The organism is Brevibacillus sp. GCM10020057 (genome assembly GCF_042683565.1).
Taxonomy (GTDB): domain Bacteria; phylum Bacillota; class Bacilli; order Brevibacillales; family Brevibacillaceae; genus Brevibacillus.
In genome coordinates this window covers 181,022-196,241 of the sequence record NZ_JBHUJW010000023.1, presented here as the reverse complement: position 1 = coordinate 196,241, position 15,220 = coordinate 181,022, and the positions used below count along the sequence as shown (strand labels likewise).

The 15,220-nt window shown below is 55.5% G+C and carries 14 protein-coding genes; all 14 read left to right on the top strand.

Features of this window, described 5'->3' with window-relative positions; all coding sequences use genetic code 11:
• Window positions 1-41 precede the first annotated feature (41 nt).
• Window positions 42-1,415 carry a bifunctional folylpolyglutamate synthase/dihydrofolate synthase gene (locus ACFSO0_RS07890; protein ID WP_376878660.1) on the top strand — a complete coding sequence of 458 codons (1,374 nt, stop codon included), beginning with the start codon at window positions 42-44 and terminating at the stop codon, window positions 1,413-1,415.
• A 1-nt stretch (window position 1,416) separates the two neighbouring features.
• Window positions 1,417-2,799, top strand: a complete 1,383-nt coding sequence (gene murC, locus ACFSO0_RS07885) for a UDP-N-acetylmuramate--L-alanine ligase (RefSeq protein ID WP_376878658.1) — start codon at window positions 1,417-1,419, stop codon at window positions 2,797-2,799.
• Window positions 2,800-3,042: 243 nt separating this feature from the next.
• Window positions 3,043-4,068: a ketoacyl-ACP synthase III gene (locus tag ACFSO0_RS07880; protein ID WP_376878656.1), complete on the top strand. Its 1,026-nt coding sequence runs from the start codon at window positions 3,043-3,045 to the stop codon at window positions 4,066-4,068.
• Window positions 4,069-4,237: 169 nt separating this feature from the next.
• Window positions 4,238-5,530, top strand: a complete 1,293-nt coding sequence (locus ACFSO0_RS07875; RefSeq protein ID WP_376878654.1) for a hypothetical protein — start codon at window positions 4,238-4,240, stop codon at window positions 5,528-5,530.
• A gap of 161 nt (window positions 5,531-5,691) precedes the next feature.
• A complete protein-coding gene (locus ACFSO0_RS07870) occupies window positions 5,692-5,931 on the top strand; it encodes a DUF4321 domain-containing protein (protein ID WP_376878652.1) in 240 nt (79 codons plus the stop codon).
• Between the two features lie 11 nt (window positions 5,932-5,942).
• Window positions 5,943-6,527 (top strand): Maf family protein, encoded by a 585-nt coding sequence (locus ACFSO0_RS07865; protein WP_376878650.1) that lies wholly within the window; start codon window positions 5,943-5,945, stop codon window positions 6,525-6,527.
• 87 nt (window positions 6,528-6,614) lie between these two features.
• On the top strand, window positions 6,615-7,313 hold the full coding sequence (gene radC, locus ACFSO0_RS07860; protein ID WP_376878648.1) for a RadC family protein: 699 nt from the start codon (window positions 6,615-6,617) through the stop codon (window positions 7,311-7,313).
• A gap of 44 nt (window positions 7,314-7,357) precedes the next feature.
• A complete protein-coding gene (locus tag ACFSO0_RS07855) occupies window positions 7,358-8,401 on the top strand; it encodes a rod shape-determining protein (RefSeq protein ID WP_376878646.1) in 1,044 nt (347 codons plus the stop codon).
• A 14-nt stretch (window positions 8,402-8,415) separates the two neighbouring features.
• Window positions 8,416-9,393 (top strand): rod shape-determining protein MreC, encoded by a 978-nt coding sequence (gene mreC, locus ACFSO0_RS07850; protein ID WP_376878644.1) that lies wholly within the window; start codon window positions 8,416-8,418, stop codon window positions 9,391-9,393.
• Window positions 9,393-9,920 carry a rod shape-determining protein MreD gene (mreD, locus tag ACFSO0_RS07845; protein ID WP_376878642.1) on the top strand — a complete coding sequence of 176 codons (528 nt, stop codon included), beginning with the start codon at window positions 9,393-9,395 and terminating at the stop codon, window positions 9,918-9,920. The genes mreC and mreD overlap by 1 nt, the downstream gene beginning before the upstream one ends.
• Before the next feature lie 36 nt (window positions 9,921-9,956).
• A complete protein-coding gene (locus ACFSO0_RS07840) occupies window positions 9,957-12,416 on the top strand; it encodes a peptidoglycan D,D-transpeptidase FtsI family protein (RefSeq protein ID WP_376878640.1) in 2,460 nt (819 codons plus the stop codon).
• 99 nt (window positions 12,417-12,515) lie between these two features.
• Window positions 12,516-13,187, top strand: a complete 672-nt coding sequence (gene minC / locus ACFSO0_RS07835; protein ID WP_376878638.1) for a septum site-determining protein MinC — start codon at window positions 12,516-12,518, stop codon at window positions 13,185-13,187.
• 26 nt (window positions 13,188-13,213) lie between these two features.
• Window positions 13,214-14,008, top strand: a complete 795-nt coding sequence (gene minD / locus ACFSO0_RS07830; protein ID WP_376878636.1) for a septum site-determining protein MinD — start codon at window positions 13,214-13,216, stop codon at window positions 14,006-14,008.
• Window positions 14,009-14,063: 55 nt separating this feature from the next.
• Window positions 14,064-15,194 carry a rod shape-determining protein RodA gene (gene rodA, locus ACFSO0_RS07825; protein WP_376878634.1) on the top strand — a complete coding sequence of 377 codons (1,131 nt, stop codon included), beginning with the start codon at window positions 14,064-14,066 and terminating at the stop codon, window positions 15,192-15,194.
• Window positions 15,195-15,220: the final 26 nt, after the last annotated feature.

Sequence of the window (15,220 nt, the reverse complement as noted above, 5' to 3'; positions counted from 1 at the left end):
CGCTCCCACAGCGCATATTTTTGAGAATGGAGCATGGTAGTATGCATGCAGAAGAGCGATTTGAGGATTACAAGCAAGCCCTTGACTGGCTGCACGGACTTCTCCGCTTCGGCCAAAGGCCGGGGCTGGAGCGGATGCAGTGGATGCTTGGAGAAATGGGCAATCCCGAGCGCAGAGTGCATTATATTCACGTAGCGGGCACGAATGGAAAAGGCTCGACCTGCGCGTTTTTGACCCAGATGCTCATGGAGGCAGGGTACAGTGTCGGTACATTTACTTCACCGTACTTGATCGACTTTCGTGAGCGCATCCGCTACAACGGCAGCATGATCTCCGAGGCGGATTTGCTCCAACTGGCCAATGAAGTGAAGGGCCTGGTGGAGCGCTGCGAAACAGAGACGGATTTCGGTTCTCCGACGGAGTTTGAAGTCATTACGCTCATCGCCATCCTCTACTTCGCGAGAGTGGCGATGCCGGCTGTGGTCGTGTGGGAAACGGGGCTGGGCGGCCGTCTGGATTCGACGAACGTCGTCTTCCCGCTCGTCTCGGTCATCACGAATATCGGGATGGACCATACGAACGTTCTGGGAGACAACTTGCTCGATATCGCGCGGGAAAAAGCGGGGATTATCAAACCCGGAGTTCCTGTCATAACCGGAGAACGCCGTCCGGAAGCGCTGGCTGTCCTGCAGGAAAAGGCAAAGCAGACGCGCAGCACGCTCTATCAAATCGGTACGCATTTTTCCGCCGAACAGGTCGAGGAGCAGCTCGGTGAGCAGCAGTTCCGCTATCGCAGCATGCTTCGCCGTAATGAAGAAACGTATCGCCTGACGATGAACGGAATCCATCAGACAGACAATGCGGCAGTCGCGCTCATGACCATCGATGTGCTGCGAAACTACTTCTCGTTCCTGCTGGAGGAAGAAGAAATCGTTCGCGGCCTGCAACAAACTCGCTGGCCAGGACGTCTGGAGATTGTTTCCCCAAGACCGTTGGTGATCCTGGATGGAGCTCACAACCGGGAAGGAATGGAGGCGCTCGCCGGCAGCCTGGAGCGGCTTTTGCCCGAAGGCGTCCGCTTGCATCTGCTGTTTACCGGTCTGGCAGATAAGCCGCTTTCCCGGATGGCAGAGACGCTGCGGCCGCTTCAGTCACGGATCGCGTCCCTGAATGTGACTGTGTTTGACTTTCCTCGCGCGGCAGATGCCGAGGCGTTGTACGATGCGTTTCGCACAGGCGGATGGGACGAGGAGAAGCTTACGACCGTCCCCGACTGGCGAGCTTTTCTCCATTCGTGGATGCGGGAGAAGCAATCGGCGAAGGCGGATGACTGGTTGGTCGTCTGTGGATCGCTCTACTTCATCGCACAAGTGCGCGCATTTTTTCCCACTACAGTAGAAGAGGCAGGTGAATAGGGTGGATCAGGCCCAGCACGTCCACTTTGTGGGCATAGGCGGATATGGTATGAGTGCAATTGCCCGCGTCTTGATCGACCTTGGATACAAGGTGACCGGTTCTGATGTTGCCATGAACGAATTGGCGAAGAAGCTGGAAGCGAGAGGCGCGGCCATACATATTGGCCATTCTGCCAGCCATGTGGAGGGAGCAGACATCATCGTATACTCCACCAGTATTCCAAAAGACAATCCTGAAGTCATCGCAGCGGAGGAAAAAGGCATTCCCGTCATGCACCGCTCGCAGATGCTCGCACGTATTTTGAACGAGCGAACCGGTGTGGCGGTAGCGGGAGCGCACGGCAAGACAACGACGACTTCCATGATCTCCCATGTTCTCGAGGAGTGCGGCGTCGATCCGACCTTTATCATCGGCGGTGAACTGATGAATGCCGGCACGAACGCAAAGGCGGGCAGCAGCGATTACGTCATCGCCGAGGCGGACGAGAGCGATGGCTCTTTCCTCGAATACCGGCCGATGTATGAAGTCGTGACCAGTATCGAGCCTGATCATCTGGAGCATTTCGGCGGCGAATTTAATAATTTGAAGCAGGCATACGTGAAGTTTCTCAGTCATCTGAAGCCAGGCGGGAAAGCGGTCCTGTGCATCGACGACCAGCATGTGCGCGAGGTGCTGCCAACCGTTCAGGAAACCGTGGTGACCTACGCGATCGAAAAGCCGTTTGTGGGCACGGCCGACTTTCGGGCAGTGGACATCGAATGCGGGGATCGCCGCAGCCGCTGCCAGGTGTATCGCGGGGAGGAGCTGCTCGGTGAGCTGGCCTTGACCGTTCCCGGCAAGCACAACATCGCCAACGCGCTGGCGGCGATCATCGTCTGCCTCGACGCGGGCCTGTCTTTCGCGCAAATTGCGGGGGCCCTCGCCACGTTTCGCGGAGCCAAGCGGCGCTTCCAGATCATCGGAGAGGCGCGTGACATTCTCGTCGTAGACGATTACGCCCACCATCCGACGGAAATCATGGCGACGCTGAAAGGCGCGAAAGCATCCGGCCGCCGGGTCATCGCTGTCTTCCAGCCGCAGCGTTATACGCGCACCTATTTCCTCATGGACGAATTCAGCCGCGCGTTTGCAGACGCCGATGAAGTGATCATCACGGACATTTATTCGCCTGCAGGTGAAGCCAAAATCGAGGGCGTATCGTCCGAAGTGCTGGTGCAAAAAATACGCACCAACAGCCATGCGCGTGCGCAGTACATCCCGACCAAGGAACAGGTGCAGGAACAGCTGTACAAACAGATCCAACCCGGCGATCTCGTATTGACCATGGGGGCGGGCGACATTTGGAAATCCGCCTTCTGGCTTGCGGAAAAGCTCGGCAAATAAGCAATCGATTAGGAAAAAGGGGCTGTCTCAAAAGTCGATGTTTGACTTGAGGACGCCCCTTTTGCCGTTCCTTTTTGGACCGTCTTTTTTCCACGAAGGCACCGCCAAAGGCAGGCTTGACGCATCCAGGTTTTCAGATGCGCAGAAGGAGAACGGCGAGGAGACACGCACAGAAATTATTATTACCAGATACTAATACTTAGTGTTATAATAAGGTCATAATCAAAAGGGGAGTGACAGACCATGACCTTGCCATCACAGGCGCGAATTACCGCGATCGGCACCTACGTCCCCGAGCGTGTGCTGACGAATGCCGATCTGGAGAAAATGGTGGATACTTCTGACGAATGGATTTTACAGCGAACAGGCATTCATGAACGGCGCATAGCCGCGCCTGATCAGTTTACCAGCCACCTGGCGATCGCGGCGGTGGAAAACATGGCTGCTGCGTACAACAAGTCGCTGCACGACGTCGATATGATCCTGGTCGCCACTTCTACGCCAGACTACCCGTTTCCCAGCGTAGCCAGCCAGATTCAGGCCCACTTCGGCATCGCGCAGACCGGAGCGCTCGACCTGGGCGCTGCCTGCGCAGGCTTTGCGTATACGTTGCATATGGCCAACGCCTTGATCAGCTCGGGACTGCACCGCAAAGTGCTCGTAGTCGCTGCGGAGACGTTGTCCAAAGTGACGGATTACACGGACAGAACGACGTGCATCCTGTTCGGAGACGGGGCAGGCGCAGTCCTGGTGGAACGCGACGGGGATAACCAGGGCTTCCACGCTTCCTGGCTGGGGACAAAAGGGGACGGCGGCATTCACGTATACCGTTCCGGTCTGTCCAAAACAATGTACGGGCGCGAGCTTGCCGGAGACGGGCGCATCGTGCAAAACGGCAGAGAAGTGTACAAATGGGTGGCTTCCACGGTTCCCAAAGGGATGCACGAGGTCGTCAGCCGAGCAGGGATGACGCTGGATGCCGTCGACTGGTTTATCCCGCACAGCGCGAATTTGCGCATGATCGAATCCGTTTGCGAGAAGAGCGGCTTTCCGATCGAGAAGACACTGTACAGCCTCGAATACTACGGGAACACATCGGCAGCGACCATCCCGCTCGCCCTGGAGATGGGCATTCGCTCCGGAGCCGTAAAGGAGGGCGACACGCTGCTGCTCTACGGCTTCGGGGGCGGACTCGTCCACGCCGGCCTGCTGGTGACCTGGAGCCCGGATGAGAGAGAAAAAGGAAATCGCAAACCGCCCGCAGGATGATCCCCTGCCCGGCGGTTTTTTTGTCCCGGTGAAGTGTTCCTGCTTTCATCTGCGCCGTGCATTTTGCCCGGACTGCCGCTCGAACTGCTGCAGGCCTGATGCGATCATCCCGGTCATAACCTGTCCCTGACGAACGTATGCTGGTAGAAAGCCTGTCAAACAGGGGGGCATGTGTGTGAGCGGAGAAAAAAGAAGCAATGTCATAGTCAAAATGAATGGGAGGTTTTGGGGACAGGAAAGCGACAAGCGAAAGGACGCGAAAAGAAATGAACCGGGAGCGGCAAAGGTGCCAGGCAAGCGGACGCCGATCCCTTTTCCGCCGCAGCATTTATTGAAAAACAGCAATGATGCCTGGGACCGCATGATGGAGCTGCGCGGCAGGGCGGAAAGGGAGACGACCCGGGAACCGGTGTATCATTCAGGGGCCGTGCCGGAAGACGGCGGCGATTATCCGGCGAATGTGCACGAGGAGAGAGCGTTCAGCAAAAAGCCCGTCAATCGCCTGTTCTCATCCTGGAGCCAGGGACCAGTGTTCCGGACCGTGCTGACGACAGGAGGAGCCATTGCGATCGGTCTGCTGTTCGGTTTTCTCGTCCTCACTGTCTTTTCGGAAAAAGAGCTGTCCCAGTCGTATCGCCATGTGCTGAACGACACGGTGCAGACGTTGACCGCACAAAATGCGACCGGGACGCAGGCGGGAACGCAGCTCCCGGTCGCAGGTCCCGTCCTCCCCGGAATGGAGCTTCCGATGGCGGAGACGCCTGCTGCATCGGCGGCCGCAGTATCTTCGGATGTGGATGTGCAGCTGCCGGAGGTGAAAATGTACGTGGCGCAGGCAGGTGTGTTCCAGCCCGATACCGCTCCGCAGGCTGCTGTTGAACCGCTCGACAAGCTGGGCTTGCCCCATCTGCTGTACAAGAACAAGGCGAACCAGTACGTGTTCGCAGCGGCGGCGCCGACGCGAGATGCCGTTCTCGGATTCGCTTCGAGCCTGAAGAGCAAAGGTGTCGATGTATATGTCAAAGAATTTTCCTTCCCTGCCTATCAAGGAAGGGTAGCGGTGACAGCAGCAGCGGATTCCGGCAGTGCGAAACCGGATTGGAACGCGTTTTTCGCCAACGGAATGAAACTGGCCCAGACGCTTTCCGCTCAGTCGGGACAAGTAATTGCGAGCGCGCAGCCAGCCCTTTCGCAGGAAGAAGCCGCTGAGATGAAGGAGCAGCACCGGCAGTTTCTGGAGGAGGGCCGCCTGGTTCAGTCGCAGGCAGAAAAGACGCCGTATGTTAGCCAAATGGTCAGCGGCATCAATCAGGCGATGGACGCCAGAGGCAAAATGGCAGAGGCGAATCAGGGGAAAAAGGCGAAGAGTGCAGAGTCGTATGCGTGGCAAGTCCAGGCTGGCGTGCTGAAGTATTTGGAGAATTACGCCGCATGGGTGCAGCAATCGCAAAAAGCCGAATAATCAGCCGATTGAGAGACTTCCGCAAAGGTTTTCTTGCAGGAAGTCTTTTCTTTCTTTACAGTAACTACCAGGAGCATTCGGGGATTGTTTCGCCCCCCGCCATTTGCTACACTTATTGATGGCAAAAAGAGAACCCCTAGTAAACAGGGAGTGGGAAGGTTATGGGGAAGGAAACGTTGATCCTCTTGCTTCTGTTGGTTTGTGGACTATTGTGTGGCAGCATTATCGGGGAAATTTTGGGTCCATGGGTCCCCTTCCTGACAAAAAGCAAAGTGATCACCTGGTCACCATCGGCTGATTTAGAAATTTTGAAGTACGACGTTACCATTCAGGTAAAACTAAATCTGGCCAGTGTGGGAGGGCTTGCCCTCGCATTTTGGATACATCGTCGAATGAAGTAGGTTGAAAAATGATGAAAACAGAAACAACTCTCACTCTGGCCTCCTCCTCGCCGCGTCGACGGGAGCTGTTGCAGACGTTGGGCATTCCTTTTCGGGTGCAGACCAGCGACGTGGACGAGACGACTGCGCCGGGTTTGTCCCCGCATGAAGTGGTGGAAGAACTGGCGGTTCGCAAAGCCCGGGCAGTAGCCTCTCTGCAACAGGAAGGGGTCGTGCTGGGATCAGATACGATCGTTGTTTTGGACGATCAGATTTTGGGCAAACCGGCAGATGAGGCAGAAGCGTTTCGCATGCTGACGATGCTGCAGGGGCGCGAGCACACCGTTTACAGCGGTGTCGCGCTGATCGATGCAGCATCGGGCCGCGAGGAAGTCGCACACAGCCACACCCGGGTCCGGATTCGCCCGCTCGCCAAAACAGAGATCGAATCGTACATCGCAACGCGCGAGCCGATGGATAAAGCGGGGGCGTACGCCATCCAGGGGATCGGCTCCACGATTGTGGAAGGCATCACAGGCGATTACTTTACCGTGGTGGGCCTGCCTCTGGCATTGACGGCCAGGATGCTTTCCCGCTTTGGCATCACTGTCCTGTAGTTCAAGCGGCAACGGCAGCAGCTTCTCAAGTCCGACTCCGTAGCCAGCCGTTACCGGTCAAATGCAAGTGGCTGGAGGTCGGTATGAATGGCAACAAATACCTGTAACAAAAACGCAGGGAAAAACGTCCCTTATTATGATCGTCCACGCGAAAGACTGCTTCGCGTGGGAGCGGGCCATCTGTCGGACACGGAATTGCTCGCCATACTGCTGCGGACAGGTACCGAGAAAGAATCTGCATTTGGACTAGCTCAGCGCTTGTTGGCCAGATTCGGAGATTTGCGAGGTTTGGCCGGAGCCTCTCACGCTGAGTTAATGGAACAAAAGGGAATCGGTCAGGTCAAGGCGATCGAATTGCATGCCGCGTTTGAACTGGGAAGAAGGCTGACAGGCGTGCAGCGGCAGAGCCGCGCATCCATTCGTTTGCCTCGTGACGTGGCCGATTTGATGATACCAGAGCTGTCTCACCTGACTCAGGAACACTTCGTCTGCCTTTTTCTCAATACCAAAAACCATGTGATTGGCAAGCAGACGATCTTTGTAGGCAGTCTCGACGCTTCGATTGTCCATCCGCGAGAAGTTTTCAAGGAAGCGATACGTCGAAGCAGCGCATCGGTGATTTGCCTGCATAACCATCCGAGTGGCGACCCTACGCCCAGCCGCGAAGATATTGCCATTACGCACACTTTGCGGGAAGCGGGAGAACTGGTAGGGATCACCCTTTTGGATCATGTTATTATTGGGGACGGGAAGTACGTGAGTTTGAAAGAGCAAGGGTACTTCTGAAAGAAAATGTGCTTGCGACGTAAATATTCGGAAGGAGTTTTATTATGTTTGGTGGATTTACACGTGACTTGGGGATTGACCTCGGCACTGCCAATACACTTGTTTTCGTGAAGGGCAAAGGAATCGTCGTCAGAGAACCATCGGTAGTAGCGATTCGTACGAACAACAATACCATCGAAGCGGTGGGGAACGCAGCGAAGAGCATGATCGGCCGCACGCCGGGCAACATCGTGGCGGTTCGTCCGATGAAAGATGGCGTCATCGCCGACTTCGATACGACAGCGACGATGATGCGCTACTTTATTAATCAGGCGCAAAAAAATCAGGGGTTGTTCAGCCGGCGTCCGAATGTCATGGTCTGCGTGCCTTCCGGAATTACGGCGGTAGAAAAGCGCGCCGTGGAAGATGCCACCAAACAAGCAGGGGCGAGAGAAGCGCACACGATCGAGGAGCCGTTCGCGGCGGCGATCGGTGCCGATCTGCCTGTATGGGAACCGACCGGGAGCATGGTCGTCGACATTGGGGGCGGTACGACAGAAGTAGCGATCATTTCCCTTGGCGGAATCGTAACCTCCCGTTCCATTCGCGTCGCTGGCGACGAGATGGATGAGGCGATCATCCAATACATCAAGCGCAGATACAATCTGATGATCGGGGAGCGCACGGCAGAGACCTTGAAGCTGGAGATCGGCTCTGCAATCGCTCCGGATGAGCCGGAAAACGTGGAAATCCGCGGCCGCGACCTGGTGACAGGATTGCCCAAGACGCTGTCTGTCAGCAGTTCGGAAATTGCCGAGGCGCTGGCCGAGACAGTATCTGCCATCGTCGAAGCAGTGAAGGTGACACTGGAAAAAAGTCCGCCGGAGCTGGCGGCAGACATCATGGATCGCGGCATCGTACTGACTGGCGGAGGGGCGCTCCTGCGCAACCTGGACCGTCTGCTCAGCAAAGAGACCGGTATGCCTGTGCATGTGGCGGAAAATGCGCTCGACTGCGTAGCGATCGGAACAGGACGTGCGTTGGAGAACATTCACCTGTTTAAATCAAAGCACGGCATCACCTCTTCCCGACAAAAACGGGGTAAATAAACGGAGGTCAGGGCATGTCGTTTTTCGGGAACAAGCGGCTTATTATCGTACTCGTCGGCCTGGTTCTCCTCATCTCCGTAGTTGGTTTTACTTCTCGTGAGCGGGTGAGGCTGACGTGGCCAGAAATGTTTTTCAAGGATACCTTCAGCGTGGTGCAGGGCTTTTTTTATCGCCCTGCCCAGGCTGTTTCCGGCTTTTTTCAGGAAGTAAACGATGCTTACAACGTCTATGAAGAAAACAAGGCGCTGAAAGCCGGGCTGGATCAATACGCCCGAATGTCAGCTGAACTGCTGGATTTGCAGGCGGAAAATGCCCGTTTGCGCGATGCCTTGCAAGCGAAGGACACGCTCAAATCGTATCAGCTTCGCTTCGCAGAAGTAGTGGCGCGTAACCCGGATACGTGGAACAACGTCATTACTATTGACAAAGGCTTGACCCAGGGCATCCGGAAAGACATGGCTGTCATTACGTCCAAAGGGCTGATCGGTCGGGTGCAGAGCGTGGCGAACTTCTCGTCGACAGTCGAGCTGTTGACCAGCTACGAGCGGCTCGATCATATTTCTGCCGTGATTCAGACGACCCAGGTGGTAAACGGGCAGACAACCGTCCATCCAGTGAGCGGCGTCGTTGAGGAGTACGATCCACAGGAGCGGCTGCTTGTCATGCGGAAAATTCCATGGGGACAGAAAATTGAAGCAAAGCAGCAGGTCATCACTTCAGGACTCGGCGGTGTCGTTCCGCGCAACTTGCCGATCGGCTACGTCGTCAGGGTCGAGCCGGACGATTACGGTCTGACGCAGACAGCGTACATTCAGCCGAGCGCTGATTTCTCCCAGTTGAATGAAGTTATGATCGTCGAGCGCAGCTTCGCTGTTTCCCCAAACGGCGAGCTGATCCCCCAGGGCACAGCGGCTGGCCAGACGACGACAACAATGCCAAACGCTGACAAGGCGGGAACCTCTTCCACCGCTTCGGTTGGGGGGGGACAGTAATGCAGCGCTTTGTACTGACGTTGACGGTGCTGCTTCTGTTTATTCTGGAAGGTACCGTCGTTCAGGTGTTTGCGGCATCTACGTGGGGTCTGTCATGGACGACAGTACCCCGCTTTGCGCTGGTATGCTGCATTTTCATCTCCATGTTTTTGGGGCGGCGGGAAGGGCTTTACTACGGCCTTGCCTTTGGCTTTTTGCAGGACGTATTGTACGGCCAGGTCATCGGCATTTACACCATGTCCATGATGGTGGCGAGCTATTTTGCCGGTCTGATCGTGCTCTTGTTCCAACGAGGCTTTGGCATGGTTTTCGTGGCGAGCGCCGTCATCCTGTTTGGCCATGAATGGCTGCTCTACAGCATGTTTCGGCTGTTTTCCAACGCTCCGAGCGACGTCCAATGGATGCTGACCCGCCAAATTTTGCCCAGCGTCATTTTCAACATCGTGTTTGCCTTGCTGGTGTATGTCCCGATGATGAGAATGTGCGACAAGATTCAGGCGAGAAAAAGAGACTTGCACCCGGAATAGCGTAAATACGACGTACCTGGAAGGAGGGGAGAAGTCGTGGAGGAAACGAATGAGCCGAAATCACATATCCCGTTTCGGCTGAACGTTTTGTTTCTGATCGTATTCCTGTTTTTTGCCGCTATTATTTTGCGTCTCGCCTTCGTGCAGCTGGTAGAAGGCGAGCAGTACCGGCATGAGCTGGAGAAATTCAGCATTCGCGAGCTGCCCATATCGGCGCCGCGCGGCAGGATTCTCGACAAAAACGGGACGGTTCTCGTCTCCAACAAGCCGGTATATACGGTGCAATATGTAGAAGAGCAGGGACAGGACATTGATGAAGAAAAAGTGGCAGATCGCCTGGCGAAGATTTTGATTCCCGACGGTGAAAAGCTGGGGACCGACAAAGAGCTGTTGAAAAAAACGATCGAGCTGCGGTCCACGCTGCCTGTTGCTTTTGACGCCAAAAAAACGGATGAACTAAAGGCGCTGATTACGCCGAAGCTGCAGCAGCTGCCAAAGCAGGAGCAGATCGACGCGATGTCCGACTACGATCTTGTCAAGACAGCTTTGTACGTCGGCTTGCGAGTGCGTTCGCCATTCGATGATAAAGAGCGGGAGGCGGTGCTCAGCAAGCTGAAGACTGCCACGAAAAACGCCAATGCGACCGCTCTGGACGGGTTATCCGATCTGGAACTGCTGAAGGCTGCGATCAACGCGAAGGTGCAGTTCCCGCTTGTGCTCGACAAGGAAGACAGGGATGATCTGATCAAGGAAGTAAAGGCGCAGCTTAGAACGCTCCCGACGCCAGCAGAGCTGTCGGACAAGTCGGATATGGATTTGCTGCGGTACGCATCGCTGTTTGATCTGGATGTGCCCTTGCCGCTGACGGACCAGCAGCGCCAGTTCCAGTGGCACAAGCTGTCTCTTTTGCAGGAGATGCGCTCTCCGCAGATGGCGAGCTATATTCCAAGGCGCGTGAAGGTGAACATCTCGCAGCAGGAGATGTTCCAGATTGAAGAAAGACGGACCGAGTTGCCGGGCATCAGCGTCGTGATGGAGCCGGTGCGGCAGATTATGCAAGATCCGGACGGCTTGAGCGACGGGGCGTTTGGCACGCATTTCCTTGGCTACATCAACGCGATTCGGCCAGAGAGCCTCAAAGAGTACGAAGCGCAGGGCTACAATGCCATCGACCGCGTAGGGGTGACGGGACTGGAAGCGTACTACGAGCGGTACCTGCGGGGAAAAGACGGCATTATGGACGTCCACGTGAACAAAAACTCGGAAACCGTGGAAAAAACGATGCGTCAGGCGCCGGAGCCGGGCAACGATCTCGTGCTCGCTCTGGATTGGCGCTTCCAAAGCAAGGTGGAAGCGATTCTGAAGGAAGAGGTCGAAGCGTACAAGAAGCGGCCGTCTACTCCGAAGGAATTCAAGGATGCACACGTGCTGGCAATGAACCCGAACACAGGTGAAATTCTGGCGATGGCCAGCTATCCGGATTACAACCTGAACCTGTACTATGACCGCAAAGCGTTTAACAAGGTGTACTCGTCGCTGATATTGCCGAACGAGTCCAACCGCTTTATTTACACTCCGTACCCGCCGGCCTCCACGTACAAGCCGCTGTCCGTCATGATCGCTTTGCAGGAAGGGTTGACCACTCCGAACGAGACCATCTACGACCGGGGGGGCCTGCAAGTGGGGACGTCGTACAAGCGCAACTGGAAGGCGGGCGGACATGGTCCGGTCAACGCCCGGCGCGCCCTGCAAGTGTCCAACAACACGTACATGTACGAGATGGCGATCCGCCTGTCGAAGAAAGGGACGCAAGGCTGGGAAAAACAGTTTTCCGTGCTTGATTTCTATAATGCCCAATTCGGCCTCGGGGTGAAGACCGGGATCGACCTGCCCGGAGAACAAACAGGCTGGGAAAACACGAACCTGTACTACGGGAACCTGGCCGATGCCATGATCGGGCAGTACGACCTGTTCACCCCTATGCAAATTGCGCAGTACGTATCGACAATCGCCAACGGCGGCTACCGGATTCGTCCCCATCTTGTCAAGGAAATCCGCAAAGGGACGACGGACCCGAAAAAGCAGGGCCAGACATTGACGCTGATCGAGCCGCAAGTGCTGAACCGCGTCAATATCGATCCGAAATATATCCAGGTGGTAAAAGAAGGGATGTACATGGTTACCCAGCCGGGCGGTACCGTATCCCGAGCATTTACCGGCTTGCCGTACAAGGTGGCAGCCAAGTCCGGTACGGCGCAAACAGGACGCCGCGCAGAGAACGCGCTGGTCGTCGGGTTTGCTCCGTATGAACATCCGCAAATCGTATTTGTTGTCGTAGCGCCGAACAGCTTGAAGGACGGCACCTCCAGTTCGGACGCAACTGGCCCGATCGCCCGCCGCTTGCTGGAAGCGTACGATGAACTGAATCCTGGTGTCTTGCATCCGGCAGCAGCATCTGCGAATGCTTCTGCCACCTCCACTCCAACCAAGCAATAACAAGAGTTCCGGCGTCATTTGACCCGTTTCGGCAAATTTTTCAAGCAGAGCAGGAAAAAAGTTTCCGTATGGCGAATGGTATCGGTCGAGGTGAAACAGGTGACGACTGTGAAAAGCAAGGTCACAATCAAAGGAACAAAGGAAGGGCTCGTCTTCTTCATGGACGATACCTGTTCCTTCGACGAACTGCTGACCGATTTGCGTGAAAAAATAGAGCATAGCCATCAAAAGATTTTGTCCGGGCCGCTCATTCGGGTCTCCATTAAATTGGGCAAGCGCTACTTGTCGCCCGAGCAACAGGAACAGTTGACCCGGATCATCCGGCAGAAGGGAAATCTGGTCATTCATACCGTCGAGGCGGATGTAATTACAAAAGAAGAGGCTTTTGCCGAACAACTAAAGACCCATTTTTCCGTCAAGGTGAATACAGTTCGTTCGGGGCAGGTCCTCGAGCATGAGGGAGACCTGCTCCTGCTCGGGGATGTCAACCCGGGGGGAATCGTTCGCTGTACGGGAAACATCTATGTCTTGGGTCATTTGCGCGGATACGCTCATGCAGGTATATCCGGCGACAGACAGGTCATTATTGCCGCGGCCGTCATGAGTCCTACACAGTTGCGGATCGCCGATGTGATCAGCAAGCCGGGGGAAGAATGGACGAACAATTCCGGGGGGGCTGAATTCGCCTATCTGGAAAATGATACGATGCTGGTGGCGAAAATGAACTACTTGTTGCGGATTCGACCTGAACTGGGCGAAAAGCAAGCGTAATGGTTGAGTGAAGAGGAGGAACGGACGTGGGGATAGGAATTGTCGTAACTTCTGGGAAAGGCGGCGTGGGCAAGACGACTACTTCCGCCAATTTGGGAACAGCACTTGCCCTGTTGGGGAAAAAAGTGTGCATGGTAGATACCGATATCGGACTTCGCAATCTGGACGTAGTGATGGGACTGGAAAACCGAATCATTTACGATCTCGTCGATGTCGCGGAAGGTGCGTGCCGTCTGCAGCAAGCGCTGATCAAGGACAAGCGGTTTGAGCACCTGTCGCTCTTGCCGGCTGCCCAGACCAAGGACAAGTCGGCCGTCACGCCTAAACAAATGGAAGAGATCGTCACCCAGCTCAAGCGGGAGTGCGATTACGTGATTATCGATTGCCCGGCGGGAATCGAGCAGGGCTTCCGCAACGCAGTGGCTGGCGCGGATCAGGCGATTGTCGTCACAACGCCGGAAAAGGCGGCCGTGCGCGATGCGGACCGGATCATCGGACTTCTGGAGCGGGAAAAGGTCGGAATGCCCAAGCTGGTGATCAACCGCGTGCGTTCGCATATGATGAAAAATGGTGATATGCTGGATGTCGAGGACATTCTGGATTTGCTCGCCATTGACTTGATCGGCGTTGTGCCGGATGATGATCATGTTATCAAATCGGCGAACCAGGGGGAGCCGGCCGTGATGAATCACGAGTCCCGCGCTTCCATCGCCTATCGCAACATCGCCCGCAGATTGTTGGGCGATGCCGTACCCCTGCAGCCGTTGGAGGAAAAAGCAGGTGTGTTCCACAAGATGCGCAAGTTTTTTGGCTTGAAATAGGTAAGGCATGGCTCCCGTCTTCTAGGTGGGAGCCACGTTTTCTAGGAGGACGAATATGGACCTGGAAAAACGACATCTCAAAACTGTCGACTGGACCATCATCATGATATTGTTGGGGCTGGGAATCTTCAGTTATCTGGGGATTTCCGGTTCTGCCGCAGGAATCGAGAAGGCCCATCAGCAGGTCGTCTGGTATATCGTCGGGTTTGCGGTGCTGACTTGTACCCTGCTGTTCGATTACCGCCTGTTTCACAACATGTCGTACGTGCTGTATGCGATCGGCTTGATTTTGTTGATCGGGGTATTTCAGACCAAGCCGATCAACAATACGACGAGCTGGTACGACCTTGGCCCTGTCCTGTTTCAGCCGTCAGAGCCGATGAAGCTGTTTACGATCTTGACAGTCGCGCGATATATGGCAAAGCGCGCAGACGATCCGGACCAGTTCTACTACCTTTACAAGCTGATCCCGGTGGCCATGCTCGTCGGCGTGCCGCTGCTGCTGATCCTGATCCAGCCAGACCTGGGGACTGCGCTCGTCTACACCGGGATGCTGGCGACAATGCTGATCGTCGGGGGGATTCGGCTCAAGCACGTAATGTACGCTGCAGGGCTGGTCGGCAGCTTTTTTGCTGTGATGACCTTGCTGTACCAGTACAAGCAGGACATTTTCTTCAAGATCATCAAGCCGTACCAGTGGGACCGGATCATTTTCTGGATGAACCCTGACCTGGAGGCGATGGGCCGGGGATTTCAGCTCAAGCAAGCGCTCATTGCCATCGGGTCGGGCCAGCTGTTTGGCAAAGGGATCGATACTCCGACGCAGGCGAGCTTCGGCTGGGTGCCAGTTGGGGAGAGCGATTTTATTTTCACGGTCATCGCGGAAAAGCTGGGCTTTGTCGGCGCTGGGCTGCTCATGATCCTGTTCTTCTTTTTGATCTACCGGATGATCCGCATTGCCATGGAGGCCAAAGATCCGTTCGGGGCATACGTCGTGGCGGGCGTGGTCGGGATGCTGACGTTCCAGGTATTCGAGAACATCGGCATGACGATCCAGCTGATGCCCATCACAGGGATTCCGCTCCCCTTCATCAGCTACGGGGGTAGCTCCTTGATCACCAACTTCCTGATCATCGGTGTGGTCGTCAATATTGGCATGCGCAAAGACAAGCTCAGATTTGACTAATATACGTGACAAATGGCTCGCGTTGT

What these genes read in the sequence shown, in the direction of transcription:
- ACFSO0_RS07890 (WP_376878660.1), top strand. Translation starts at nt 42, where the DNA reads ATGCATGCAGAAGAGCGATTTGAGGATTACAAGCAAGCCCTTGACTGG.
- ACFSO0_RS07880 (WP_376878656.1), top strand. Translation starts at nt 3,043, where the DNA reads ATGACCTTGCCATCACAGGCGCGAATTACCGCGATCGGCACCTACGTC.
- ACFSO0_RS07875 (WP_376878654.1), top strand. Translation starts at nt 4,238, where the DNA reads ATGTGTGTGAGCGGAGAAAAAAGAAGCAATGTCATAGTCAAAATGAAT.
- ACFSO0_RS07870 (WP_376878652.1), top strand. Translation starts at nt 5,692, where the DNA reads ATGGGGAAGGAAACGTTGATCCTCTTGCTTCTGTTGGTTTGTGGACTA.
- ACFSO0_RS07865 (WP_376878650.1), top strand. Translation starts at nt 5,943, where the DNA reads ATGAAAACAGAAACAACTCTCACTCTGGCCTCCTCCTCGCCGCGTCGA.
- radC (WP_376878648.1), top strand. Translation starts at nt 6,615, where the DNA reads ATGGCAACAAATACCTGTAACAAAAACGCAGGGAAAAACGTCCCTTAT.
- ACFSO0_RS07855 (WP_376878646.1), top strand. Translation starts at nt 7,358, where the DNA reads ATGTTTGGTGGATTTACACGTGACTTGGGGATTGACCTCGGCACTGCC.
- mreC (WP_376878644.1), top strand. Translation starts at nt 8,416, where the DNA reads ATGTCGTTTTTCGGGAACAAGCGGCTTATTATCGTACTCGTCGGCCTG.
- mreD (WP_376878642.1), top strand. Translation starts at nt 9,393, where the DNA reads ATGCAGCGCTTTGTACTGACGTTGACGGTGCTGCTTCTGTTTATTCTG.
- rodA (WP_376878634.1), top strand. Translation starts at nt 14,064, where the DNA reads ATGGACCTGGAAAAACGACATCTCAAAACTGTCGACTGGACCATCATC.